This window comes from Chryseobacterium tagetis (assembly GCF_016735585.2).
Classification (GTDB): domain Bacteria; phylum Bacteroidota; class Bacteroidia; order Flavobacteriales; family Weeksellaceae; genus Chryseobacterium; species Chryseobacterium tagetis.
Map to the genome: position 1 here is coordinate 224,635 of NZ_JAERSE020000003.1, position 26,244 is coordinate 250,878.

General features: G+C 37.8%; 30 protein-coding genes and 1 pseudogene. 13 read left to right on the forward strand and 18 right to left on the reverse strand.

All coding sequences use genetic code 11. From position 1 onward, the window contains the following. The first annotated feature begins 9 nt into the window (after positions 1–9). The 7 genes from JI747_RS11020 (at position 10) to JI747_RS11050 (ending at position 6,111) form a co-directional block, all read left to right on the forward strand. Entirely contained in the window at positions 10–774 is a 765-nt protein-coding gene (locus JI747_RS11020; RefSeq protein ID WP_225688624.1) for an SDR family NAD(P)-dependent oxidoreductase, read from the forward strand. 55 nt (positions 775–829) lie between these two features. After that, positions 830–1,852 carry an aldo/keto reductase gene (locus JI747_RS11025; protein WP_225688625.1) on the forward strand — a complete coding sequence of 341 codons (1,023 nt, stop codon included), beginning with the start codon at positions 830–832 and terminating at the stop codon, positions 1,850–1,852. Positions 1,853–1,863: 11 nt separating this feature from the next. Then, positions 1,864–3,249, forward strand: a complete 1,386-nt coding sequence (locus JI747_RS11030; protein WP_225688626.1) for an aldehyde dehydrogenase family protein — start codon at positions 1,864–1,866, stop codon at positions 3,247–3,249. Positions 3,250–3,391: 142 nt separating this feature from the next. Further along, positions 3,392–4,234 (forward strand): oxidoreductase, encoded by an 843-nt coding sequence (locus tag JI747_RS11035; RefSeq protein ID WP_225688627.1) that lies wholly within the window; start codon positions 3,392–3,394, stop codon positions 4,232–4,234. 59 nt (positions 4,235–4,293) lie between these two features. Further along, positions 4,294–5,037: a putative quinol monooxygenase gene (locus JI747_RS11040; RefSeq protein WP_225688628.1), complete on the forward strand. Its 744-nt coding sequence runs from the start codon at positions 4,294–4,296 to the stop codon at positions 5,035–5,037. Between the two features lie 234 nt (positions 5,038–5,271). Continuing rightward, positions 5,272–5,883, forward strand: coding sequence for an SDR family oxidoreductase (locus JI747_RS11045; RefSeq protein ID WP_225688629.1), 612 nt, complete (start codon positions 5,272–5,274; stop codon positions 5,881–5,883). A 33-nt stretch (positions 5,884–5,916) separates the two neighbouring features. After that, positions 5,917–6,111, forward strand: coding sequence for a Rossmann-fold NAD(P)-binding domain-containing protein (locus tag JI747_RS11050; protein WP_225688630.1), 195 nt, complete (start codon positions 5,917–5,919; stop codon positions 6,109–6,111). Between the two features lie 58 nt (positions 6,112–6,169). Here the strand turns inward: JI747_RS11050 and JI747_RS11055 are convergent, their stop codons facing one another. The 6 genes from JI747_RS11055 to JI747_RS11080 all read right to left on the reverse strand — a co-directional run bounded on the left by JI747_RS11055 (position 6,170) and on the right by JI747_RS11080 (position 10,319). Beyond that, positions 6,170–7,039, reverse strand: a complete 870-nt coding sequence (locus tag JI747_RS11055; RefSeq protein ID WP_225688631.1) for an AraC family transcriptional regulator — start codon at positions 7,037–7,039, stop codon at positions 6,170–6,172. A 176-nt stretch (positions 7,040–7,215) separates the two neighbouring features. Continuing rightward, on the reverse strand, positions 7,216–8,070 hold the full coding sequence (locus tag JI747_RS11060; RefSeq protein WP_225688632.1) for an oxidoreductase: 855 nt from the start codon (positions 8,068–8,070) through the stop codon (positions 7,216–7,218). 20 nt (positions 8,071–8,090) lie between these two features. Continuing rightward, positions 8,091–8,291 (reverse strand): aldo/keto reductase, encoded by a 201-nt coding sequence (locus tag JI747_RS11065; protein ID WP_225688633.1) that lies wholly within the window; start codon positions 8,289–8,291, stop codon positions 8,091–8,093. A 52-nt stretch (positions 8,292–8,343) separates the two neighbouring features. After that, positions 8,344–8,943 carry an aldo/keto reductase gene (locus tag JI747_RS11070; RefSeq protein WP_225688634.1) on the reverse strand — a complete coding sequence of 200 codons (600 nt, stop codon included), beginning with the start codon at positions 8,941–8,943 and terminating at the stop codon, positions 8,344–8,346. 24 nt (positions 8,944–8,967) lie between these two features. Further along, positions 8,968–9,450, reverse strand: coding sequence for a nuclear transport factor 2 family protein (locus JI747_RS11075; RefSeq protein ID WP_225688635.1), 483 nt, complete (start codon positions 9,448–9,450; stop codon positions 8,968–8,970). Positions 9,451–9,473: 23 nt separating this feature from the next. Continuing rightward, on the reverse strand, positions 9,474–10,319 hold the full coding sequence (locus tag JI747_RS11080; protein WP_225688636.1) for an oxidoreductase: 846 nt from the start codon (positions 10,317–10,319) through the stop codon (positions 9,474–9,476). Between the two features lie 257 nt (positions 10,320–10,576). On the opposite strand from JI747_RS11080, the gene JI747_RS11085 reads away from it, so the two are divergent. Beyond that, complete coding sequence (locus JI747_RS11085) at positions 10,577–11,563, forward strand: aldo/keto reductase (protein ID WP_225688637.1); 987 nt, start codon at positions 10,577–10,579, stop codon at positions 11,561–11,563. Positions 11,564–11,659: 96 nt separating this feature from the next. Then, on the forward strand, positions 11,660–12,580 hold the full coding sequence (locus tag JI747_RS11090; RefSeq protein WP_225688638.1) for a helix-turn-helix domain-containing protein: 921 nt from the start codon (positions 11,660–11,662) through the stop codon (positions 12,578–12,580). 112 nt (positions 12,581–12,692) lie between these two features. On the opposite strand, the gene JI747_RS11095 is transcribed toward JI747_RS11090, so the two are convergent. After that, a complete protein-coding gene (locus JI747_RS11095; RefSeq protein ID WP_225688639.1) occupies positions 12,693–13,544 on the reverse strand; it encodes an SDR family oxidoreductase in 852 nt (283 codons plus the stop codon). 48 nt (positions 13,545–13,592) lie between these two features. Here JI747_RS11095 and JI747_RS11100 point away from each other — a divergent pair, with 48 nt between their 5' ends. Continuing rightward, on the forward strand, positions 13,593–13,925 hold the full coding sequence (locus JI747_RS11100) for a winged helix-turn-helix transcriptional regulator (RefSeq protein WP_225688640.1): 333 nt from the start codon (positions 13,593–13,595) through the stop codon (positions 13,923–13,925). 41 nt (positions 13,926–13,966) lie between these two features. On the opposite strand, the gene JI747_RS11105 is transcribed toward JI747_RS11100, so the two are convergent. From JI747_RS11105 to JI747_RS11140, 8 genes are all read right to left on the reverse strand, one after another. Continuing rightward, positions 13,967–14,893 (reverse strand): AraC family transcriptional regulator, encoded by a 927-nt coding sequence (locus tag JI747_RS11105; RefSeq protein WP_225688641.1) that lies wholly within the window; start codon positions 14,891–14,893, stop codon positions 13,967–13,969. A gap of 78 nt (positions 14,894–14,971) precedes the next feature. Further along, complete coding sequence (locus JI747_RS11110; protein WP_225688642.1) at positions 14,972–15,781, reverse strand: AraC family transcriptional regulator; 810 nt, start codon at positions 15,779–15,781, stop codon at positions 14,972–14,974. A gap of 122 nt (positions 15,782–15,903) precedes the next feature. Then, positions 15,904–16,887 (reverse strand): NADP-dependent oxidoreductase, encoded by a 984-nt coding sequence (locus JI747_RS11115; RefSeq protein WP_317197618.1) that lies wholly within the window; start codon positions 16,885–16,887, stop codon positions 15,904–15,906. Positions 16,888–16,997: 110 nt separating this feature from the next. Then, positions 16,998–17,321 carry a hypothetical protein gene (locus JI747_RS11120; protein ID WP_225688646.1) on the reverse strand — a complete coding sequence of 108 codons (324 nt, stop codon included), beginning with the start codon at positions 17,319–17,321 and terminating at the stop codon, positions 16,998–17,000. 105 nt (positions 17,322–17,426) lie between these two features. Beyond that, positions 17,427–18,179, reverse strand: coding sequence for an SDR family oxidoreductase (locus JI747_RS11125; protein WP_225688648.1), 753 nt, complete (start codon positions 18,177–18,179; stop codon positions 17,427–17,429). A gap of 53 nt (positions 18,180–18,232) precedes the next feature. Next, the gene (locus JI747_RS11130; protein WP_225688650.1) at positions 18,233–18,709 is read right to left on the reverse strand and encodes a DUF1097 domain-containing protein; all 477 of its coding nucleotides are present in this window, start codon (positions 18,707–18,709) and stop codon (positions 18,233–18,235) included. Between the two features lie 33 nt (positions 18,710–18,742). Next, the gene (locus JI747_RS11135; RefSeq protein ID WP_225688652.1) at positions 18,743–19,483 is read right to left on the reverse strand and encodes an SDR family oxidoreductase; all 741 of its coding nucleotides are present in this window, start codon (positions 19,481–19,483) and stop codon (positions 18,743–18,745) included. Positions 19,484–19,580: 97 nt separating this feature from the next. Then, on the reverse strand, positions 19,581–20,513 hold the full coding sequence (locus JI747_RS11140; RefSeq protein ID WP_225688654.1) for a helix-turn-helix domain-containing protein: 933 nt from the start codon (positions 20,511–20,513) through the stop codon (positions 19,581–19,583). Between the two features lie 819 nt (positions 20,514–21,332). Between JI747_RS11140 and JI747_RS11145 the strand changes: the two genes are divergently transcribed. Next, positions 21,333–21,692 carry a helix-turn-helix domain-containing protein gene (locus JI747_RS11145; RefSeq protein ID WP_225688656.1) on the forward strand — a complete coding sequence of 120 codons (360 nt, stop codon included), beginning with the start codon at positions 21,333–21,335 and terminating at the stop codon, positions 21,690–21,692. Between the two features lie 1,274 nt (positions 21,693–22,966). On the opposite strand, the gene JI747_RS11150 is transcribed toward JI747_RS11145, so the two are convergent. Together JI747_RS11150 and JI747_RS11155 are read right to left on the reverse strand one after the other, a co-directional pair. Then, entirely contained in the window at positions 22,967–23,272 is a 306-nt protein-coding gene (locus JI747_RS11150) for a hypothetical protein (RefSeq protein ID WP_225688658.1), read from the reverse strand. Then, positions 23,259–23,543, reverse strand: coding sequence for a helix-turn-helix domain-containing protein (locus tag JI747_RS11155; RefSeq protein ID WP_225688659.1), 285 nt, complete (start codon positions 23,541–23,543; stop codon positions 23,259–23,261). Before JI747_RS11155 ends, JI747_RS11150 begins: the two co-directional genes overlap by 14 nt. Before the next feature lie 290 nt (positions 23,544–23,833). Here JI747_RS11155 and JI747_RS11160 point away from each other — a divergent pair, with 290 nt between their 5' ends. Continuing rightward, a complete protein-coding gene (locus tag JI747_RS11160) occupies positions 23,834–24,793 on the forward strand; it encodes a hypothetical protein (RefSeq protein WP_225688660.1) in 960 nt (319 codons plus the stop codon). Positions 24,794–25,153: 360 nt separating this feature from the next. Then, positions 25,154–25,864 (forward strand): IS1 family transposase, encoded by a 711-nt coding sequence (locus JI747_RS11165; RefSeq protein WP_225688661.1) that lies wholly within the window; start codon positions 25,154–25,156, stop codon positions 25,862–25,864. A gap of 86 nt (positions 25,865–25,950) precedes the next feature. Here the strand turns inward: JI747_RS11165 and JI747_RS11170 are convergent. Beyond that, positions 25,951–26,193: pseudogene (locus JI747_RS11170) on the reverse strand (helix-turn-helix domain-containing protein); the annotation flags it as partial. Between the last annotated feature and the right edge of the window lie 51 nt (positions 26,194–26,244).

The following is a 26,244-nucleotide window of genomic DNA, read 5'->3' on the forward strand; positions in this document are numbered from 1 at the left end:
TAAATAAAAATGAACACAGAAAATATTGCGGAAAAATTTACCGCTAAAGCAATAGAAGGAAAAACTGTTATTGTAACTGGTGCTGCAAACGGCATTGGCCGTGCTGAAGCTGAATTGCTGGCGCTTTCAGGAGCCAACGTTGTATTCACTGATCTTGACGATAGTAAAGGAGAAGAAGCCATAAAACCATTTGGTAAAAAGGCGGTCTACTTCCATCATGATGTAACTAAACCTTCTGATTGGAAAAACGTGGTTGAGCAAACAATCAAGCTATTTGGAAGAATAGATGGACTGGTTAACAATGCGGGTATCTATTTGCCCGGATCAATTGAGGATGTGACCGAAGAAACGCTTGAAAGACAGATCAGCGTGAACCAAAAGGGAACATTTTGGGGCATTCAATATACTGCGGAGGCAATGAAGAAAACGGGTGGTTCCATCGTTAACACGTCTTCTATATGTGGCATCAGGGGGTTGGCAGGTTGTATTATATACAATTCCACCAAATGGGCAATCAGAGGTATCACCAAAACGGCAGCAAGTGAATTGGGGCAATATAAAATCAGGGTGAACGCCGTTTTGCCAGGATTTGTAGAGACCAACATTATCTCTGTAAACGCACCTGAAATGAACGAGCAAGCAGCCCGTGATGCCGCTTTAGGCCGTTTAGGACAACCACAAGATATCGCTTATCTGGTAAGGTATCTTATTTCGGATGAAAGTTCTTTTGTTACCGGAAGCGATTTCCTTATTGACGGAGGTTGGACACTTTAATAAATCTATCAGAGTGAAAACTTTGCATTTTCAACAATCATAAAAAAACAAGTATATGAAATACAATTATGTAGGAAACACAGGACTGATGGTGTCAGAACTTTGTTTTGGAACAATGACATTCGGCGGTCAAAATGCCGGTATGTGGGAGAATATTGGAAAGTTACAGCAAAACGAAGTCAATGAATTAATGAAATCGGTCATTGATGCCGGTATCAATTTCATTGATACAGCCAATGTGTATTCCTTTGGACAGTCGGAGCAACTACTGGGTCAATCCCTTAAAGACCTTGCTGTACCAAGAGATCAAATGATTATCGCTACAAAGGTAATGGGTATTATGGATGATAGTCCCAACGGCAGGGGGCTTTCGCGCTATCATATCTTCAATTCAGTTGATGCCAGTCTGAAGCGCTTGCAACTGGATCACATAGACATTCTTTATGTGCATGGGGTCGATTTTAAAACAGATCTTGAAGATATTGTCCGTAGCTTAAATGATGTAGTAAACACAGGTAAAGTACGTTATATAGCAATTTGCAACTGGCCTGCATGGATGGTTGCAAAAGCTCAGGCTATCGCTCATTATAATGGGTGGCATAAATTTATCGGACTTCAATATCACTATGCGGCTGTTACTCGTGACATTGAACATGAGCTGGTACCCTTGGCACAAGATCATAATCTGGCGATGTTTCCATGGAGTCCACTTGCGGGAGGTTTTCTTTCAGGAAAATTCACAAGAGAACAATCGAGTGAAGGCTCACGCCGGGCAAATTTCGATTTTCCACCCGTTAATAAAGAAAAAGCATACGACCTGGTGGATGTTATGAAGCAAATCGGTCAGCAATACGATGCTACGGTTGCTCAAGTTGCTCTAGCATGGGTAAGACAACAGCCAGGAATTACCAGTACCATCATTGGTGCTAAAACAACAGAACAGTTGAAAGACAATATCCAATCGACAGCTATTCATTTATCGGTAGAAGATCTAAAAATGATAGATGCAATTAGCCCGTTGCCACTTCAATACCCTGGTTGGATGATCCAAAATCAAAGCGGTTACAGAATCCCTTAAACATATTTACAATGGAAAATCAATTCAAGAGCATCTTTGAAAAGCAAAAAACTTATTTTTTGACTGATGCTACCAAAACTTACAAATGGCGGATTGATCAGCTTACCCGCCTTGAGAATATGATCAAAGAAAATGTTCAGGCATTTAAAGAGGCGTTAGCAAAGGATTTCAAAACCGCAGAATTTGAACAGGATCAGGAAATCTTTGCCAGTTTAGGAGCCATTGAGGAAACTAAACAAAGCCTTAAGAAATGGATGGAACCAGAATTGGCAGAGCTTCCCAAAAGAATGTCAGATACAGGACACAAAGGCTATATCTATCGTGAACCCTACGGTGTTTCCCTTATTGTTGGACCTTTTAATGCTCCTGTAGTATTAATTATTGACCCACTGCTGGCTGCTTTGTCTGCCGGTAATACTGCCATTGTGAAACCATCAAATTCCTCATTCGCAGTTGCAGCCCTTTTCACTCAATTAATAGCTCAATATTTCAACGAAGAGTGTGTAGCGGCAGTGCAGGGAAATAGAGAGGCCATGACTCAGCTACTTGAGTTGCCCTTCGATTTTATTTTCTTTACAGGTAGCATCCAGGTAGGTAAAATTGTGATGAAAGCCGCTGCCGAAAATTTAACCCCTGTGCTATTGGAGCTAGGTGGGCAGAATGCGGTAATCGTAGATCAGACCGCTAATTTAAAAGAAGCGGCACGTAAAATAACATGGGGCGCAACAGCTTTCGCAGGTCAATGGTGTGTTTCGCCCGGCTATGTTTATGTACACCAATCTATAGCTCAAGAATTCGTTTCTGAATGCAAAATTGCGTTGGATGAACTCTATGGTAGGGATGCTTCAAAGAGCGATGATTATTCAAGGATTATTTCGGAGAAGGATGTCTTACGTCTGGCAGAAGTAATTAAAGGGGCTAACGTAGTTTATGGAGGTAGCTTCGATGTCGAAAATCGCTATTTTGAACCAACTCTGGTATTTCCTGCTTCCTGGGAAGAGAAGGTGCTGGAAGAAGAAATATTTGGCCCTATTCTGCCAATTATCTCTTACGATGATATCGCAACAGCAATTAAAGTAATCAAGGAGAAACCAAAAGGATTAGCAGCCTATATATTCAGTAGAGATCAACAGGCTATTGACCGTTTCATTAATAGTGTTTCTTCCGGAGGCGGAGCTGTTAATCAAACTAATATGCAAGTATTCCTGACCTCTTTACCTTTTGGTGGCATAGGAACTTCAGGATTAGGAAAATACTTCGGAAAACGCGGATTCGATAGTTTATCAAACATTAAGTCCATTCTCTTTTCAGATCCGGATGTTACCATAAACGACTTCCTGCCACCTTTTACTGAAAGCAAAAAGAAAGATTACCTAACGTGGTTTCTACCTGAATAGGCCTGTGCCATGAAGAAACGTAATCTTATTTTATCTACTTAAAACTGAGCTGTAAAGTTAAAATGTTTGAGCTTTTTAGTAATGTAGAAATGTGAAAATAGAACAACCTTTGTAGTGTAATTTAATTTAAAAATATTATAAAATGAAAAAGCAAAAAGTATGGTTAGTTACCGGTGCTTCCCGTGGATTCGGGTTGGAAATCGTCAAAGCTGCTCTTGCTGAAGGTGATAAAGTAGTAGCAACAGTACGTAGTAATCCAGAAAAACTACAAGCTCAATTGAATAATGAAAATCTGTTTGTGACTATTCTGGACGTTACAAATGAGCAGCAAGCGAAAGAAGTAGCGAATCTTTCCACGGAGAAATTTGAAAGGATCGATGTATTGGTCAATAACGCCGGATTTGGATTATTGAGCGCCGTGGAAGAGGCGAGTGACGCGGAAGTTAAAGCCAATTATGAGGCAAATGTATTTGGATTATTGAATGTCACTCGCGCAGTATTGCCTTATATGCGTAAGGAACTCAAAGGACATATTATTAATCTCTCTTCGGTAGGCGGACTGACGGGAATCATAGGATGGGGACTTTATGGTTCTACCAAGTTTGCCGTGGAAGGTATAACTGAAGCCTTGTCAAAAGAGCTAGCTCCACTTGGTATTTATGCTACAGCCGTAGAACCTGGCTTCTTCCGTACGGATTTCCTTGATCAATCATCGCTTACAAGATCTGCCAATAGTATTGAAGATTACGCGGAAACTGTTGGTGATATGCGAAGCTATGCTACTCAGGTAAATCAAAAACAGCCTGGCAGTGCGGAGAAACTGGCACAGGCCATTCTCAAAATAGCTGATGCTGAAAAACCTCCTGTGCATCTGCCTTTGGGAAAAGATACACTGCAACTCTTCAAAGAAAAGATGGATACGTTTAATGCAGATATTGAGGCTTGGCATGAAGTGATCACCGGCACAGACCATGATGATGCCTAACATATAAATGGTTAAATGTAGGTTAGCCACTTATTTTTAACAATCTAACAATTTAAAAAATGAAAAAAATCAATTTGTGGAATAAAATTATTCCCATCATAATTATTACGTTTATGACAAGTTTTAATATCGCCTCTGCTCAAAATGTGAGCGAAGAAAGAATAACCATGTTGGTCACTTTTAACGTTAAGGCGGAACAGAAAGAAGCGTTAAGAAAAGCACTTATCGCAGATAAAAATGGTGCCCTGAATGAGAAGGGAAACATATCGATGGAATTATTCGAACATAAGGACAAGCCAAACACCTTTTATTTATTTGAAAGATGGGATAACCAAAAATCTTTGGATGAACATTTTACAAAGAAATATGCAAAAGATGTACTGGAATCAAATAAAACGGCATTGACAAAACCAATGGAGATTCTTTACCTCCATGATGTATCTCCTTTGCCAAAAAATGAAATCAAGAACCCTCTTTCGAGTGATACGCCAGTTGATCTTGTTGTGATTTTCAAAGTAAAAGATGGCATGCAGGAAACCTTTATTAATCAGTTTCAAAAATCAATTGTAAACAGCAGACCTGAGCAAGGAAATATCGAATTCTTTTTTCACACCGTACCTGGTGACAATACTAAGTTTGTATTGTACGAGAGATGGAGAAGCCAGGCAGCAATTGATTTCCACTTTGCCCAACCTTATACTAAAGAATTGTTTGAAATGTTCAAATCCGCTCTTGAACAACCTATTGAAGAATACCTGAATTTCATAAATGAAATCGGTTATACTAAAAGAGCAGATAAATAATACGTTTTGAATACAGCAACTTCATTAAACAGAGAGCTGGCATATACCAAATGTGCCAGCTCTTATAATTTATAGTCATTTTTAGTCAAAAGCAGTTTTGAGAGATGCACTATACCTCGCTGATTCAATCAACCATTTTTATAGTTCATTTGATATTCGCAGTTTTCCGTTTGATTTGTGCATCCTCAAAAAAGCCTTCCACCTGTAGCTTTGTTAAATAAAAATTTTTATAGTATGGATAAGATATGGTACATAATCGGGGCATCCAAAGGATTGGGGCTGGCCTTGGTAAATAAATTATTAGAAAAAGGATATAAGGTAGCCGCAACTTCAAGATCACGTAGTGCACTTGAAAAAGCTGTTGGTTCACAAAATGAAGAAAACTTCCTGCCTCTGGAAGTAGATTTAACCAATCCATCTTCTGTTGCAGCATCCATTAAAGCAACCTATGACAAATTCGGAAAGCTTGATGTGGTTGTTAATAATGCAGGTTACGGAATAGGCGGAGCGTTGGAAGAACTTAGCGATAATGAAATAGAACAAAGCTTTGATGTAAACCTATATGGAACTATTAATGTCATCAAGGGGGTGTTGCCGTACTTCAGGAAAGCAAAAGCCGGTTATCTGATGAATATATCCTCTATGTTCGGATTTTATTCGGGTTATGGCTGGTCCGTCTATTCCTCAACCAAATTTGCGATAACAGGACTCTCAGAAGGTCTGGCAAGAGATTTAGCCCCGCTTGGTATCAAGGTAACGACGATTGCACCGGGGGGATTCCGTACGAATTTTTTAGGAGACTCGGCAGTATTTCCTTCTGCAAACATAATAGATGATTATGATTGAATTCATAAAGCCCAGGAAGAGATCATCGCTACATTGGCAGGCAAGCAACCGGGAAATCCCGAAAAAGCAGCAGAAGTTATGATTATGCTTGCAGATCATCCAAATCCTCCGGTTCATCTATATTTAGGAAGTGATTCCTATCATCTTGCAAAAGATAAGATCAAGACTTTTGATACTGAATTGGAAGAATGGAAAGAAATTAGTTTTTCAACAGATTTTAAAAATTAAAATCAGCAATAAAAAAACCGCAGAAATTACACGCTGCGGTTTTTTTATACAATTTTTCTTACGCTTTCTGTTGGCGTAAATTAGAGGGCGGATAGCCAAAATGTTCTTTGAATATTCTTGAAAAATGAGCTGGATTTTCGAAACCCAGCGTATAACAGACATCAGAAACGGCCATGGAAGTATTTTCCAACACTTCCTTTGCCTTATCTAATCTCTTTTTACGAATCCACTGAGAAGGAGCCATATTGTAAATAGTCTGAAAGTCGCGTTTGAAACTTGCTAAACTCCTTCCTGAGAGATAAGCCAACTCTGTTAAAGATACAGGACTGGTATAATTTTTCTCCATTACTTCAGGAATCTCTGTGCGTACCGGCTGTTTCATTTGTAGTAATTGCTGAAAAAGGTTCTTATCTGTTCCGGCAAGGTCATATAAAAGTTCGAGCATCTTTATTTTTATCAGCCCGGCATCAATGTTCTCAGGTTCATTAAAATAAGGCTCTATAGATTCAAAAAAACGCAACAGCCTTTCGTTTACAGGTTTAACCAAAATCCTTACTCTTTCCTCAGTGTGGACAGATTTGATATTGGCCATTTTAATAAAATCCTGCAGAAATTCATCTTTTAAAAAAAACATCAGACTGATGTATAGATTGTCCTGATCCGTATCTCCCGTTTTGTGGTATTCCACAAGCGTGGCTTTTTTAAGAAATACCATCTCATTTTTGCGTACAACAAATTCAGTCTTTCCATCCTTGAGGATATTCACACCTTGCTTCACGAATAAAAGCATATGCTCTTCCAGATACATAGCTCCCTTATTGTTTACAGTATGCGTACACGATTCTACAACTGAAAAACCATTCAGTTTAAGTTCCCTTTGGTTATAAGGAGCCATTGTCAACGCTGTGGGTGCCTTTATATATTTCATAATACAAATGTATTACTTTATCATAAGTATCTATATACTTTAAGTGTCAAATGTATATTCTAAAAAGCTCATTTTGGGAGACGCCAATTCTCATAAATTAGATGAAATATTCTAAAGGATGAAGTCCGATAACCTCATCCTTTCTTTAAAGTGTTGCTGAAGAATATACTCCAATATTATTCTCCATCGGGAAAATCGGCACCGAGAGAAACATCCTTCCACAATTCAAAATTTGCCTTCATCGAATCTAATTTTTCATTTGCAAGATCATAAGCAGCTTTGCCAAGCAGCAAACGAAGTGGCGGGTTTTCAGCTTCAACAGCTTTGATAATAGCCGCAGCTGCCCTAACAGGGTCTCCCTTTTGTTTACCGCTATAACCTTCTGTCATACGCATGCGTTCTCCTACTGTGGCATCATATTCATCAATTTTTACAGGAGTCTGAAATGCTGAACGTCCTGCCCAGTCTGTTCGGAAAGGGCCCGGCTCCACCAATGTTACCTTAACACCAAAAGGTTCGGTTTCCAAAGCCAATGTTTCGGAAATTCCCTCTACGGCATATTTAGTTCCATGATAAAATCCGAGAGCAGGAAAAGAGCGTAAGCCGCCTATGGAGGAAAAATTTACGATATGACCTCTTTTATTTTTGCGCATACTTGGAAGTACGGCCTGTGTAACATATATCAATCCAAAAACATTGGTCTCGAACTGCGCACGGATCTTTTCATTTTCGCCTTCTTCTACACTGCTGAAATATCCAAACCCCGCGTTATTCACCAGCACATCAATACGCCCGAAAGTTTCCTCTGCCTTTGCTACAGCGGTTTGTACTTGTTCTTTATTGGTTACATCCAATGGAAGTACCAAACTATTATCTTCGTGTCCAGCTACCAAATCGCTCAACTTAGTTGTGTCCCTTGTGGTAACTACAACATTGTAGCCTTTTTCAAATAATTCTTTTGCCAATTCTCGTCCGAATCCGGTGGAGCATCCTGTGATAAACCATACCGGCTTTTTATTATCGTTTGCCATTTTTGTGAATTTTTAAATAATTAAAATGATTTTGAAAGTAAACTAAATTCCTCATCAGTCAGCTTTACCTGAACTGCTGCCATATTCTCCTGTAAATGCGCAAGAGAACGGGTGCCGGGAATTAAAAGAGTGTTAGCTGAACGTCTTAGCAGCCAAGCCAACGCAACCTGAGCCGTCGTAGCTCCATGTTTCTCGGCAATAGCCTGAATGTTCTGTTGCATTTTGCCGGGGCCGGAAGCCAGTGGATACCACGGTATAAAGGCAAGGTTTTGCTCAATCGTGTAATCCAACACAGGTTCCCACGAACGCTCGGAGAGGATTATACAAGTTCTGTACGGAAACCACAGGAACTACCTTTCTGGCACGTTCGATGGTCTTTACATCCACTTCAGACAATCCCACATATTTGATTTTTCCGCTTTCCAGTGCGTCGGCTACAGGTGCAAGTGTTTCTTCGATGGGAACGCGGGGATCTACCCTGTGCAGTTGCCATAATGTTATTTGATCTAATTGCAGGCGCTTCGAGCTGTCTTCGATCGTAGATGCAATATATTCGGGATCACCGCTTACATGCCACTGGTTCGGCCCACTTCGTTGCAAACCTCCTTTTGTCGCAACTACGATTTTATCATAGTATGCGTGCAATGCATCATGATAAAGCACCTCATTTGTGCCCGGGCCGTAGGCATCTGCTGTATCGAAGAAATTAGTACCGCTTTCTACTACTGAATGCAATAGGCGTACTGCTAAATCTCTGTTGGGTGCATCACCCCATACGCCAGAACCGGTTAATTGCATACCACCGTATCCCAATCTGTTGATTTCAGTTTCTCCTCCTAATTTGTAGGTGAGAGAAAGATGATTGTTGCTCATTGTTTGATATTTAAAATTAATACTTTATTTATTTTTCGGTAATGCCATTGCTTCAGCAAATTTCTGATTATCCAGGAAGGCAGTAACTTTGATTACTTTGCCATCCTTAAATTGCATAAACCATGCATAATCGCCATTGTACGGTTGTCCCGTATTTGTTTCAGCGTTGCTTTTCCAAAGTACGATGACCATATCTCCGTCGGCATATACGCCCTTTACTTCCGGTGTTATCAATCTAGATAGTCGGTCATTTAGCGGATTCAATACCTCATCCAGCAATTGCTGTTTGCTTGTATAGGTCTTTGCTTGTTCAGATGAACCTGTGATCGTCCATTGTACTTCATCAATCAATAAATCGAAAGGTGTACCCGTGTGGTGTACCCAGTTTTCAAAGCTTTTGGCGACCAGCTCTTTATTCTTTTGAGTCGTTGTCATGTTTTGAGCATTTAAGTTGTTACTGGAAATTGTTGCAATCACCAGCAACGCGTATAAGAATATCCTCTTCATTTTTTTAATTTACGTTAAGTTAATCAATGAACATCATCATGATCCGTACTGGTCACGACATCAAGCCATTCCTGTATGTCCAGCTCAAAAGAGGCTGTTTTTGTACGATAGGCTTTTAAGGTATCGTTACCTAGTGGAAGGTGTACAGGCGGCTCTTCCGCATCAGCAACCGTTACGATAGCTTTTGCCAGTTTTGCAGGGTCACCCGGTTGCTTATAGCTTACTTCGCCTGCGAAGCTGCGCATTTTACCTGAAGTTTCCGCATAATCTTCAATGACCTGCTTAGCCGTTGTAAGGGATGAACCATCGAGGAAATTGGTTCGGAAATAGCCTGGCTCAACAGCGGTGGCGTAGATACCCAGTGGGGCCAATTCTTTTGCCAACGCCTCTGTGATACCTTCTACTGCAAACTTGGTAGAACTATACAGCCCCCAACCAGCAGAGCCGGTTAATCCGCCCACTGAAGAAATATTGATAACATGCCCTGAATGTTGTGCACGGAAATGTGGTAATACAGCTCTCAATACTTTTAACAGTCCGAACACATTTGTTTCGTACATCTTACGAATTTCGCTGTCACTGCCTTCTTCTACGGCACTCAACAGGCCAAAGCCTGCATTGTTGACCAGTACATCAATTTTTCCAAAATGTGCCAATGCTTCTTTTACGGCAGCATTAACACCCGCTTCATCAGTGACATCCATTTCAACGACGAATAGGTTGTTACTGTCCAATTGCGCTGCTAAATGCTCTTTCCCTTTACGAACAGCAGCGATTACTTTGTCGCCTTTAGCTAAGGCTGCTTTGGCGATTTCAAATCCGAAACCTCTTGCGGCCCCCGTGATGAACCATGTTTTATTAGTGTCCATAATGAATAAATATTTTGATGAAATTTTATAGTACAAAGTTCGCACTGAAGTAGTCTGAACAGGATATGTCGTTCAAAGTCGTTTTTATGAATTTCAAAGATGATTTTCTAGAAACTCAGAAAATCCTTGATTTATACTGTTTCTAAAAAAATATAATTCTGATACAACATCAGATAATCGGGCAACATTTCTGTTGACACCAGCTGATAATTTTGTTGCATCAATTAGTAAAAAATAACTTCTTAAAAATCGAAGCAATGAAAACGAAAAAATTAGGAAATCAGGGCCTTGAAATACCATTAGTAGGTTTAGGCTGTATGGGCATGAGCCCCTCCGTTAATGTAAACACATACGGTAAGGCAGACGAGAAAGAATCGATCGCCACCATCCACCGTTCATTGGAACTTGGCGGCAATTTTCTGGACACTGCAGACTTGTATGGACCCTTGCACAACGAAAGGCTGGTGGGTAATGCAATCAAAGGGAACAGAGATAAATACATTATCGCCACCAAATTTGGTTTTGAGATTGATGACAATGAGCAGCTTACATGGGGTATTAACGGCAAGCCGGAATACGTGAAAAAAGCTGTAGAGCGTTCCTTGAAAAATTTAGGGACTGATCATATCGACCTGTATTATCTGCACCGCCCTGATCCTGAAGTGCCTATTGAAGAAACCGTTGGTACGATGGGCGAACTGGTGAAAGAAGGAAAAGTGAAATACATCGGTATCTCCGAAGTAAGTGCCGAACAGATCAGGAAAGCACACTCGGCATTCCCGCTTACCGCTGTTCAGAACGAATATTCCTTGTTTGAACGTGCTGCCGAAGAAGATGGCGCATATGAAACAACAAAGGAATTAGGGATTGGATTGGTGGCTTACTCTCCTTTGGGAAGGGGATTTTTAACAGGGCAAATCAAAAGCCCTGATGACTTCGACGCCGATGATTTCAGGCGTTCCATTCCCCGTTTCCAGGGTGAGCAATTTTACAAAAATATAGAGCTGGTAAATGAAATCAACAATCTTGCAGCAGAAAAAGGCGTCAATTCCACACAGCTTGCTATTGCCTGGATCATTGCTAAGGGTATCACACCAATACCGGGCACAAAAAAAGCGAAGTATGTAGAACAGAATATCGCGGCCACGGAGATTGTGCTTACAGATGGAGATATGGACAAAATAGAAGCTATTATTCCTATCGGAGCAGAAACCGGCGACCGGAATATTTACCAATCCTTCTAATTATTCAAATACCCTTTCGCTTCCTGTTTTTAAAGAAAAAGACAGGAAGCTGATTTTTAAAATTTTATAGATGAAAAAAATATTAAATTTGAATAGATGAAAAAACAGGAGCAGATATTCCAGACTGTCAATTCCGTTGCGGCTTATCATGAATTGCTGCAACTGGAAAAGCCTGAGCATCCGATGGTAAGCATCATTGATTTTTCAAAAGTCAGTTACAATAACCCTATGCCCGGCACATCGGTCATCTTAAACCTGTATTGCATTTCTATAAAGCAAGGGTCCGATTGCGTATTAAGGTACGGTCCGAAAACGTATGATTTCAGCGAAGGGGTTATGTCCTTTTTCAAACCCGGCCAGGTAGTAAGCGTCGAGCGCCAATCGGAAAATGTAACAGACGGCTATATGCTTACCTTCCATCCGGACTTTGTCCAATCGTTTGCTTTATCGAATAAGATTAAGAAATACGGCTTCTTTGATTATAGCGTAACAGAGGCACTTTTCTTATCAGAGAAAGAAAAAAAGCATATCCGTGAGATTATGGCAGGAATTGAACGTGAATATCATACCAATATTGATAGCTTCAGCCAGGAAGCTATTGTTAGCTATATTGATTTGTTGCTGGTATATGGCAACCGGTATTACAATCGTCAGTTTATTACCCGAAAACCTCAAAGCGATGATCTTTCAGTTCGTTTCGAGCAATTACTGGATGAATATTTCTCCAATGAGGATGCTTTGGTAAAAGGATTGCCTTCGGTGCAATATTTTGCCGACGAGCTGCATCTCTCAGCTAATTATCTGGGCGAAATGCTACGGGTATCTACCGGGCAAAGCGCACAACATCACATCCAAAATAAAGTGATCGAAATGGCTAAAACTCTTTTATCTACTACGCGCTTATCTGTGGCAGAAATTGCCTATCAATTAGGATTTGAAAGGCCACAGTCATTGAACAGGCTATTTAAGAGTAAAACCGCCATTTCTCCATTGGAGTACAGAGCCTCATTTAATTGATAGTCCCGTTTGATCTTCAGAAAAATTAGCTTTAAAATTCTTATAAAAATTTTAAAGCTAAAATACATTACCTGATGATCGATTTAGCTGAATAGCCTGTAGTTTGTCAGAATCAATTGATAAATCGTTTGCTCAGTAAATTAAGGAATATTTTTATCGGCAAAATTTTACGCAACATCAGTACCGACTTTGCATCCTTTCCCACAACTGTTCTAAAAGAATTATTTTTTCCGGACGCTAAATTGTAAACTGTCTTTACAATTGAAAGAGGGCTTGCTGTTGCACCAGGCTTATTAACAGCATTAAGAACAGCCCCAACGTTCGATGTTATGAGGTCATAATCCCTAATGGTTTCACTTTTACTGAAAGTTATATTATTTCCAAAGTTGGATTCAAAACCTCCCGGTTCAACCAGATGCAGTTCAATATTTAGTGGTTTTAACTCGAAGTAGAGCCCTTCAGTAAGTCCTTCCAATGCGAATTTGGACATATTGTAGAGCGAACCTAGCGGAAGTGCCGTGCTTCGCCCCATTACCGAACTGACATTAATAAATTTGCCTCCACGTTGTTCCCTAAAATAGGGTAAAAAGGATTTGATAACATTAATAGGGCCTCTCACATTTACTGCATACTGCCTATCAATATCTTCATCAGCAGTAAGCTCCAATGCTCCATACATGCCAATACCTGCATTATTTACAACAACGTCAATTTTGCCAAACGTATCAATGCCATCCATGATTGCTTGCTGTATTGTTTGGGGCTCGGTAATGTCCAATTTAAGCACCTTAATATTTGCAATGCTATTCAATTCATCTTCTTTTTCAGGGCTACGCATGGTCGCTATCACATTCCACCCTTTTTCCGCAAAGTGTTTGGCAGCCAGTCTTCCCAACCCGGTGCTCGTTCCTGTAATTAAAATCGTTTTATTCATTTCTATTTTATTGTTTGCAAAGTTATTCATTAATGATATACTTTTGTAACCAGTATAACAGAGTATATCAGATAACAAATGAAAAGAAATCAGGCAGACGAGTTAATGGCATTGCAAGACACCTTGTATTTTATCGGTGGCAAATGGCGGATTCCCGTCATCAATTCACTTTGCAATGGCAACAGGCGTTTTCGGGAAATTGAACGTAGTATTCCCGGAATTACGACAAGAATGTTATCAAAAGAATTAAAGGATATGGAAATGAACAAGCTTGTTAAGCGGACTGTTTATCCGGATTCTCCGGTCTTGGTAGAATATGAGCCAACTGAATATTGCCGGACATTCGGCAGTATAATTCTGGAAATGATTAAATGGGGCAAAGCACATAGAAGAGTGGTGACACAATCCTAACAACAAGTGAATCTATACGCGATTGCAGTTCTGGTTTTTTGTTATTTTGACGATTTATGTTCTTTCCTGAATTCGTTTGGCGTTACTCCGGTATTCTTTTTAAAGAACTGCGTAAAGTTAGGTTGATCGGCAAAACCAATCGCAAAGCCTATATCCTGTAAAGGCCAGTCTGTCTGAACTAACAACGTTTTGCTTTCATCCAAAATCCGGCTTCGGATATGCGTACTCACATTCTGTCCGGTATGTTTCTTTAATAAGGCATTCAGATGATTGGGATGTAGTGCAAGCTCCGAGGCAAATTCTTTAACAGTCTTTATTCTCAGCGGTTGGCTATAATTGATATTGGCAGCTTCTTCTTCCAATAATTGAAAAAAATGATACACATGCCTCATTTCTTCATTGATAGCATCCGGTTTCGGAAAGTTAGTAGCTTTCATGGTTTCTACAACCATTAACTGAATGTATGCTTGTAAACTATCCTCATAATAGTCACCGCCATTTATGGCTTCCTGGTGCATTTTTGCGAAAAGTTCATCAATCACCTGTGTTGTGTCTTTGTCCAGCCGTACTACGCTCTTTGCTGCATTATTAAACAACGGGTATCTTTCAATAATGGACTTCAGGGAAGGAAATTGCTCAATATATCGCTTTTTAAACAGGCAATAATATCCGCCTGAATGATCAGAAAGGTTCTTCCAGGATATAATTTCATTGGGGTGGATAAACAGGATGGTCGGATCTTCGATGTAATAGGTATTAACTCCTACAGTAAATACGCCGATGCCCTTGGTAATAAATAATATTTTGTAGAAATCCCTACGGTTGGGTGAAAGATAATTCTTGCAAGCGAAATGCTCCCTGTTAAAGATACGGATATTCCAGTCCTCGTAATAATCTCTTGTTACCGGCGTCAGGTCGGGAACATCACGAAGTTGCTCGATGATTTGTATATCTAATGTTTGAGCCATTTCTTTATTTATTTAGTCTTTTAAAATTAAGGTTTTCATATCCATTGGAAATATGAAAATCAAAGATCTTCTTATGAATTACACCTGTGGTATTTCGCTCGGAGCATAACCAAACTGCTTTTTAAAAGCATAGGAAAAGTGGGATAAATTCTCAAAGCCTACTTCTAAATACACATCAACAGGTTTTCTTTTCTCCTTTTTAATTTTTTGCTGCGCCAGTTCCAATCGCTTTTGCGTGAGCCATTTTTGGGGAGAAGTATGAAAAGCAACCCTGAAATCCCTGTTGAAAGCAGAGAGGCTTCGTCCTGTCAAATAACTGAATTTTTCGAGGGAAAGATTGAACATATAGTTCGTTTGCATAAAATCAAACAGATTGATCTTACCGGGTTGAGAAAAATCAGAAAGAATACCATCCACCTCTTTATCAATTGTCCTGAGTATGCTAAAGGCTTCTTCAATTTTCAGAACATTTATGGTTTCCGGTAATTGATTTTCCAAACGGAAGTAAGGCAACAAAGAATCGAAGAGGCTATCCAGTAATGGACTTGAGCCAAATTCCTTTATTCCCGGGGAATGTAAGCTGGTTGGTTTGATGTGATGCCTTTTATAAAATTCCTGCAATCGTTGGGGCATCAGCGTCATTACAATGGCCTTGTAGGTTCTGCCATCAAGTGGATATTTGATCACAGTACAGAGCTGGTTCCTGGGATACAAAAAAGTACTTCCGGCACCGAATAAGTAGGTTCTGTCTGCTTGGATTATTTTCATTTCCCCAGATAAAACCCTTACCAAAGAATGGTAGTCGAAAAAAAGATCGTCCTTAAAGTATTTTTCCTCTGTAACCGAATATACTATTTCGTTAAAGTCGTTTTCTTGCTGTACTGCCATATAACTTTCATTTTTCTGCCCCAAATTTATCATGCCTTAAATCAACCAACTATGAATGCTTCTATAAAATAAATCAGCAGGCTTGTTACCACCTGCTGATAATAGTTTTGCTTGCATTAACTTTACGGAACAACAATTACCTTTCCTACCGTGCTATGCGTTTCAATCTGAATGTGCGCTTTGTAAGTATCTTCCATAGGAAAAACCTGAGACACATGCGATTTTATCTTCCCTGCGGAAAGTAAAGCATTAATGGCTTCAATGTCAACTTGCTTATCCGGTGTATCCGATAAATTGGCACGTACTACGGTAATGTCTTTCTGCTCCTTTGCTGCATCAATAAACTCAGCACTCGGAAAAACCATTAAACTAAGTAAGGTTCCACCGGGTTTAAGTGCATTCAGTGACCGGGCAAGGTGGGTTTCATCTTCACTCCAGACAGCATCATGCACCAGGTCTGCATCTTTGACGATTTCCTCAAAATTTTGAGTTTTATAGTCTATATATTCATCCGCTCCCAAACTAAGCACCCAATCTCTATTTTCTGCTGAAGAAACTGCCACTACATAGGCTCCAAAACTTTTCGCAATCTGTACGGCATAATGTCCAACACCACCAGAAGCCCCCGTAATGACCACTTTGTCACCTTTTTTAATTTTACCGTAGTGAACCAATGAAACCCAAGCCGTTTGTGCCGCCATTGTCGCTGCCGCAGCTTCCTCGAAGCTGATATTGCCGGGCTTTAAAGACAGGTCCGCTTCCGGTGCTGACACATATTCAGCATAGCCATTACCAGCACCTAAAAATCTTATCAGGCCATATACAGCATCCCCTTCCTTAAATCTAGTAACATCTTCTCCAACTTTTGTTACCACACCTGCTACGTCCCAACCAAGAATTACATACGGTTCTGTAACCTCTGAGCCGCTAACTAATTTCCACCAGTCCGGTATTGCCCTTACGTGCGCATCCAAAGGATTTATGCCAAATGCCTTTACCTGTATTAAGACTTCATTGTCTGCTATCTCAGGAGCTGATATTTCAGCTACGTGTAAGTTAGCCGCCGGACCAAATTCTTTTAAAATTATTGCTTTCATTATAATCATATTTTGAAAGCAAATTTACCAGTGATAAATATAAGTTGGTTTGTTCAGAATGCCAAATTTACTTTGTTCATAATGCCATCTTTTTTGCCTAAAAGCAAACGTTTAGATTTTTAATAGCTTGCCTGCCCGATTTCGAGTTTGTCAAACTTACCTGCTGCGTCAAGGTGAAATTTAAAATACGTTTTAAAATCTCCCCAGGTATCACTATGGAAGTGCCCGTAAACAGACATCCCGTTATCTTCTACTTTATCAATGCTTGTGAAACGCTCATGCCCGATGGCCTCAGTAGAAAATTTCTTAAGGTCTCTCGGATGCCCATCATCAAATAGTTTGGCATCTGTTGTAAAAAAGGAAAGCCATAGTGTAGGGTCTCCCTTTTGCCATGCTTCTATGGCAGCCTTCGCTTTTTCATTGCTGATTTTTCCGTATTCCATTTTGGTAATTGTTTTATGGTTATGATTACCGATCTGCCCACATGCTTGTAAGGAGCACAGGAGCAGAACCGGTAATATTTTTTTGAATATCCTCATCGGTGATGATTATTGAGTGGCTCCGCCATTTACCAATAAATGTTGTCCGTTCACAAAAGAGGAAAGATCGCTGGCGAAAAATTCAGCAATGTTAGCTACATCTTCTACTTCTGCCAATCTTCCCATCGGGCAGCTATCAATCAGGGATTTCCTCAATTCAGGATAGCTGCCTTCTTCTGCAAAAATACCTGAATGATCTACCGCAAAAGGAATGATGGTATTAACGGTTACACCACGGTGTCCGATCTCTTTTGACAGCACATCCACCAGGTATCTTGGAGTCGTTTTACTTCCTCCGTAAACTGCCATACCAGGAACAGGAAAAGCAGTAGTGCTTGACGCTACATAAATGATCCGGCCATTGTCTTCCACATTCAGTGCAGCCTGCTGCATGGTGAAATAAGCGCCTTTGGTATTGATGGAAAACAAACGGTCAAATTGCTCTTCCGTAAACTGGGTAACAGGAGTTTCCACCATTTCAATACCAGCATTAGCAACAACAATATCTATTTTGCCAAATGCTTTCTTTGCCTCTCCAAACAGGTACTTGATATCGGCTACCTTGCTTACGTCAGCTTGTACTGAGATTACCTTAGCGCCCATAGCCTTGATGGTGCTTTCCACTTCATCTGTCGAAGCTTTGTCCCTTGAATAATTCAACACGATGTCTGCGCCTAAAGCGGCATAACGTTCTGCGATGGCTTTTCCCAAGCCTCTTCCTGAGCCTGTGATAATGGCTACCTTATTTTTTAATGAGTTCATTGTTTCTGAATTTTTTAAATTTTATAATGTTTTTTTAATAGACCTCAGCGAGGTTATGATTTCTGTGACTGATAACCGTGTATCTTCTCGACTGCCATATTGTTGAGCCATGCAAATACAAAGCCTGCTGCTATTGGAATAAGTATTTGCAGTATCGGCAGTGGTTCAAGTGGAGGATGAACTCCAAACAGGATGATTAGACCAAGGAACCATGCCGGTATGTTGTTTAATTTTTTTGTTCCCGCGATGTAAGCTAATGATCCTATGTAAAGAAACACGGAGACGGCAAAACCTAATGTTCCGATCAACTGTCCTAATAATCCGGCGGTTAGCTGTATGAGTACCGCCATACACATACCCAATACGATTTGCAGGAACACCCAAAGTGAACTTTGCCACGTCTTGCCGAAGATGTAAAAGCTAACCCACGCTATAAACATTACCCAGGTAGGCCATTGTTGTGAGAACGAAACGGTTACCGCAATTGCACCGAACAGTCCAAAAGCTATTGCAATCGGTAAAGTTTTCATATTTTTCTTTTTAAGTGTTATTGATTAGCATGGTTATGCCATAGCGCCGTTTACCCCTATATTCTGTGCAGAAATCCATTTCGCATCATCACTGGCCAGAAAAACAATGACCTTAGCAATATCCTGCGGTTCGCCGATACGGTTAAAAGCAGAGAAAGAAGCTAGTCGGTCGATGACTTCCTGGGGTTTGCCATTTGTAAATAGTTCGGTATTGGTAGGGCCTGGAGAAACTGAGTTGACATTGATACCTCTGTTTCCTACTTCTTTTGCAAATACACGTGTAAGTTGTTCCACTGCTGCCTTGGTAGCTACGTATGTACCATAGGTTGGCAGCATCAGGCGATTTACCGAAGTTGAGAAATTGATAATTGAACCGTTATCTGCCAAACGTGTTGACGCTTCACGAAGCGTATTGAAGACACCTTTTACATTGATGTCGAACTGACGTGAAAAGTCTTCGTCAGTAGTGTCTTTGATCAGCTTGGTAATCATGATGCCAGCATTGTTGACCAATACATCGATTCTTCCGTAATGATTGATAGCGTTGTCGAATAGCTGCTTTACCGCATCGGCATTGCTTACATCGGCTTGCAAGGCAATAGCATCGCCTCCCTGCTCCTTAATAGAAGAAACTACTTGGTCGGCTGCATCTTTTCCACCAGCATAGTTAACAATTACTTTTGCGCCAGCGGTAGCCAGCCTTTGTGCTACTTCAGCACCGATCCCTCTTGACGCTCCGGTCACAAGGATCACTTTGTTGTTTAATGTACTCATAATACTTTGTTTTTTATCATTGTTAATTTGATAAGACAAAGTTGGTACATTCATGACCCTGCTAACGTACAAAGATCATAGCAGGTGTTGTAAATATCTAAGAAAGGCTATTGAAATACTGTTTCCTATAGTCAGCGGGGCTGATGGAAGTATGCTTTTTGAAGTAATTGCTGAAGTGAGGCGTTTCCAGGAAACCTAAACGAAAGGCAACTTCTTTAATATTAAGCGCCTCGTCCTGGAGCATTACTTTAGCTTCTGTTGTGGTTTTGTCCGCTATCCATGAGCTAATGGTTTTTCCCGTTTTACTGCTGATGACACTCGAAAGATAGTTGACGTGTAGCGATTGCAAATCCGCATAATCTTGCACCCTTAATTGGGTGTTTGTTTTTCCGCTGATCAGATCCCTGAAGTGACGTTCGAGATTTAGTTTGAAATTTTTTACAATTTGAGAGCTTCGGTTCCCTTCATAAATAGGATTGTAATCCTGAAAGAAATATTCTTTGATCTTTAACAGCAAAGCAATAACCAGCGCACCTATAATTTTATTCTTGTAAAGTGCATCGCCTTTATACTCTTTATGTATCTGGCTGCACAACTCTTCCACCTGGTCAAATTGATGATGTGTCAAAACACGCGGTGAAACAACTTCTGATAACAAAAAAGAAAAATCACGATATACATCATCGTGCACATATTCCTTTAAAAAACCTTCCCCAAAAGTTATCAGACAGGTATGTTCCAGTTTTTCCCACTCGAATATCCTGTAGTTCCCCGGATTGGTAAAATAGACGGTATTTGAGGTCACTTCAAACCGCTGGTCGTCGATGGTATAATGTCCAAACGCACTTTTGATAAAAAGGAAGCTGAAATAGTTCGGGCGAAATGGTTCCGAACGGAATGGCAAATCTTTGAAGGTATCTTCGAGGTAATGTATGGTAAAGCCCGATTCTTTTTGCAGGGAATCAGTAGAAAGACCAAGCTGCTGATACAACTCGTGCAAGGTTCGAGCATTTATGTTACCGTTTGCCATTACTTACATTTGGGTTTAAATTTACAAATTTAAACGTTGATTGATATGTTTTTCGTTGAATGATGTAATATTAAATGCAGATTTTTTATATCAAATCAGCTTTTAATGATGCTTTTTATATTTATATCATTGTTACTTTTTCGTCAAAAGTTATTCTGAGAATTGGCTAGTTCGTTTCAAATAATTGTTTTTTATATACTCTTGGGAGTAGACGTAATTGTGCGGTAGGAAAACTGAATGGAAATTTTGAATTATCTAAAAAACAATTCTGTCATTTTGGCTACAACCAAACTCACTATGGAAACATGCCGCTTACATAGTCTGCCCATCTTTGCACTGTAACATTTAAACAAATAAAAAAATGAAAAAGACTTTTTTAATTATCTCTATAAAAATATAGTATTCAACCTATACAGCTTTTTCCTGAAAACGTTAAAATAAAAGCACTACTAATTTTGGGTAGATACAAAGAATAAATTGCTAGTGAAAAGAAAAAAAATATAGCAATAAATATATGATGACTATTTGTAAGCAATGAGCAATCAATTTACATTTCACAGAGGATAGGAAGTATTTTAGATGTTGAAGTACTAAAGACATTAGTCGAACATGAGATTTATGGAAAACCAGCTGTTAAGGCCGTTAAAGTGCTTTTATCTAAAAGTTAGTTTAGTATATTAAATTTAGTGCTGTTTCAATTGTCAGAATTTCAGTCGACAATTGTTAGTTATCTGATTTACAGTAATTTACAAGGCTGAAGGTGTGCGGAAGTAGTACAAAAGTTTATTCTAATTTATCAGTAAAACAGATAACATCTTAATGAAAACATATTCATTTGAACAGATACTTAATGTTTTAGCAAATATTGAGTTAAGATTACAAAATATTGAGACATGCTTACATAAAAGTACAAATGCAGAATCTCCACAAAATGATTTCATTGGAGCTAAAGAAGCGTGTGAAATTCTTAAGCTATCGTTACCAACTCTCTATTCTAAAGTATCCCTCCGGGAAATACCGTGTTTCAAAAAAGGTAATCGACTTCATTTTTCTAAATCTGAATTAGTCGAATGGATTTCAGAAGGAAGAAAAAAATCTGTAAGTGAAATCAATCAGCGAGCCTTAGAAATTGCCAAGAATATGGAGAGAAAAAGTGGCATTAGACCTATCAATTATTAAAAGTTTGAGATACACGCAATCGATTTTCTGAGGGAACCTCAAAACACGATTTTAGATACAATAAGATACGTTAGGATACATTAAGGTACAATAAGATACCTTAAGTGAAGTAATTTCCCCAGGCTTGTAATTATTCAAAAAATCAACGATTCAGGGGACAATAGAGGAACAAATAATTATAAAATCAGTTAAAAGTGATAAAATCGTAAATGACACTGACATTATATAAAAGCTTAATAACTAGCAATTTGAATTGTTTTGGTTTGTGTTGTCTATATTTTTTACTTTCCGATACAAAATATGAACCTGCTTGATATATAAGTGTCTAACAATTACAGGGGACATTTGACCTCCAATCTCAAACAAACTGATAATAACTGAAGTAAAGTTACTCTATTTAAAAGATTTGACAAAGGATTTTAATTTTGAATTTTAAGCGTTTTCAAACATCTGTTATTTGACTTTTTTATTTTTCAAAAGATTAGAGTGAAAATTCTTATAGTAGGTAACACCTAACAAAATAAATACTATCTATTGTGGAAATATAAAATTTGAGATAAATCCGTCATGCAAACTTGACAGTATTATCTTCGAACTAATTTCTAGAAGATCTTGATAGAATTTTAAGGATAGGACTTCATGTTTAGTATTATCAAGTTTATAAAAGCCTAAAACTCCAATTTTACGGTCTAAATAACTTGTGGAGGTCAATTGACATTCAAATAAGTTCTGTAAGAGAGGAAGGGAAACGAACTTATTTCGTTTTTAGCCCTGTTAATGCTGTTTTCCAGCTGCTCGGAAATCGCTTTGCCACAACTTTCGATTACAGCCTCTAAACTGCTTTTTTATGTCTAGGCGGAATCTACGTACATTCTAATTATCCTATTCAAAACAGTATAAATGCTTCGTCCTAAGTATATTGAAATTATTGCCATGATTCTGCATTTAAAAATCACACTATTAACTGGCTCCAGCATTTACCTTCTTTTTTATAAATTGGTAATGTGATAATTCTAGTCGTTTTTTATGAGTAAAAGCTGTGGTATGTTGTTCTTGAGCTAAATATTCCGAATTATCTGAACAAAATAAGCAGTGGGAAATAGGCATCTAGATAAAAACCATTTTGTTTTTAGATTTCATTATCCTGTGGCTTGTAAAAGATATAGCTTTCCCCTGAATATAGGATGAAAGTTATTTAAACTAGTTACATTTAAAATTTGGACCAGCTAGGTATATGAACCAATATCTTACTATTGATAGAGTTTTAAATGTACTTAATAAATAATTTTGAAATTTAAAAAGACAATTTTACTTTGGTAACCTGGATGATAAGATGGTGTATATTTTATATACCCAAAATCTTGAAGTTCCTTAAAATACTTATGATAAGTAGGAGATGTTTTGATATGTGATTGAAACATTAATTTGCTCCTACTAACAAATATAACTTCTTTATCATTTTGGATATAAGCAATTTTAATAATTGCAACTAGTAATACAATATGCCATACAGCTAGCCTTTCATCTGCTGTAATTTGAATTAAATAATTGAGCCAATTAATTGTATTATCTTTTTTCATGTTCAAATAATTTTTTTAAATCATCTAAATTGTAATAATATGATCCTAAAATCTTTTTAAATTTTATTTTTCCAGTTACTCTTAGATTTTGGAGCGTAGCGGCCGAAATATTCATAAATGTACGCACAGCCTTACTTCTTATCCATTCCGGATTTGTTTCTATAGATGTTGACTCAAATTTCATTTTTTCATTTATTATTCTTTCTATATCAAGCAATAATTGGATTCTAAATTCCTGTAAATCTTCTTTTGTTATTAATGACACTTCCATTTTTTTGTATTTGCATCAAATATATGATGATTGTTTTTATTTGTTGATTAATAATTGTTTAAGCATGATTCTGTTGTTAACACAGCTTAATATATAATGCTAAGTGATTTACAAAACGATTTATACAGTTAATTAAGAAATCTAAGGAAAAGCTAGGAAACCTATTACCTTAGATAAAGAATTTAAAAGTAGGTGGGATAAATTAGCTAAAGTTTCAAAAGATATGAGTTTTCACATATTTATTTTTTAACTGAATGTAATTATTTGTTTAACCCTATTATTTATCCACTATGATTGTTAAGTATTATTTAAATTTAGACAGTGATAAAAATCTGTTCTGTCAGATTATTGATGAAAATATTAAGGAAAGCATTAATATGAAATATTATGTTGATCCTAAAAAATGGAATTACAATAACCAAAAAATAAATGGTAACGATTTTCATTTTTTTACCTTAAAAAATTTTGAATCATATCTTTTTAATAGGTATTATGATTTACAAAAGTTGGGTAAAGAAAGGATTTTGGAATCCTTAAAATTAGAGGCTTTGTGTTTATTAAAAGATTCAGGAATTGATGACATTTCCAAAAATGTTTTTAATTTTTACGCAGATAAATTTGGGTTAAATAGATATGATAAATATATACAAGCATTTGAAAAGTTTACAGGATTACGGCCAAAAGATTATAAAGTTCAAATTATAGATTATATACTACATTTTCATACTAGTAACGAAATTTATGAAATGGATACCTATGCTGGAAAATCCTTAATGCTTAAGGAAATTATTCAAAACAAAAGATATTCTGATATAGAGGAATTGACTGAGGTTGATATATGGAGCGAGATTTATGATGAAAATATTGGTAAGCATAAATTCCTTTCTAAGATGTCTAATGAATTTGAGATTTGTCTTGATGATAATTTTAGGAGAACGGGAATATTCATTGGGCCAAATGAGAGTCTTGAGAACAGGAAGAATGAAATTCGAAAAATGTTCCAAAAGTTTATTGATCAATCTAATAGAAATACCAATTGGATTGATTTAGCTTGGAACATAAATGAGGAGATTCTGTATCCTTTAGCAGTTATTACCATGACAGGTATATATGATTTACAAGTTTGTTGTCTAGAATATTGTGAATTGGATTTCTATGATCAGAATGAAGAATGGAAGAGTATTTGTTTGGGTGACGATCTTGAAAATGATGACAACGATCAGGTGTTTTATATCAGAATATTCAAATAAATCACTTTTTAAATAATTCATAAAATACCTTTAAACAATGGAAATATGATGTTTTTAGAAAACCTCCGAAGGTTCGAATCCCTCACTCTCCGCTGAAAGGTGTTTTTAAAGTTTTTAAAAAGCATCAAAAAATAGTTAAAACCTGCAAAATCAGTGATTTGCGGTAGTGGTACAGATATGGAGTTTTTAATTAACCTCATTGATTATCAATACTATATAAAGATTTAATAAAAAAACGATGTACTATAGTTCATCGTTTTTTATTTTTGCCGACTAAAAAAGCAAAATAGCGACTCCGGAATGTATTAGTTCAAAAGCTGATGGTTCACATGTGGAGTTGGTAATTTACTTTAAATCATTATGAATAAACGGCGAAATCAATGTATTCACTGTAATTACAGCTACTGTATCAAGGCAGGAATAACATCACAAAATAAACAGCGCTATCAGTGCAAAAAATGTAAAAAGAAGTTCATTGGGAACTATTCTTATCGTGCATATCATAAAAGTACTAATCATAATATTCAACAGCTGATAAAAGAAGGAGTTGGTATTAGAGGTATTAGCAGATTACTTGATGTCAGCAAGACGACTGTACTAAAAAAAATTTTAAAAATCGCTTCTAAAGTTGTTAAGCCACCAATCCCTCAGAATATTACAATCGAAATTGATGAGTTAAAAACATACACTAAAAGTAAAACCAATGAACGGTGGGTAGTTGCAGCTTATTGCAGGGAGACAAAGAAAGTAATTGACTATAAGCTTGGGAGAAGAACGACTAAGACGCTACAATGTATCATAGATACTTTACTTTTTGCAAATCCAAAAAAGATATATAGTGATCGTTTAAATATCTATCCTAAATTAATTCCAAAACATCTCCATAGTACAAAGCGACGAGAGACCAATCATATAGAGCGGAAATTTCTTGATTTACGGACTCATATCAAACGATTAGGAAGGAAGAGTATTAATAAAGCTCAAAAAGATAAATATACAGACGCTATAGGATTTATTTTTGGGCAGTGTCATTTAATGAAAATAAGGAATCTAAGAGTTTGTCTTATTTGAATTAGGTCAACAATATACTCTAAAGTAAAATTATAAGTTCTTACATTAGAGTATATTGTTGATCTGTTTTTTTAATCATTCATTTCCTAATTCAAACTTCTGTATTCATTCGGAGTCACCCCAGTTCTTTGCTTGAAGAGCCTAATAAAATGCTGTGGATACTTGAATCCTAACTCATAAGCAATTTGACTGATGGATTTATCAACGTGAAAAATTCTTTCTTTTGCGACATCAATAATCTTATTTTGGATAAACTCTTGTGCTGTTTTTCCCGTTTCTTTCTTTATCAAATCTCCAAAATAATTGGCTGAAAAATGCAGTGCATCCGAAAGCGAAAGGTATTAGTGATGTTGTTGGAAAAGAAGCTTCACGGATAGCTT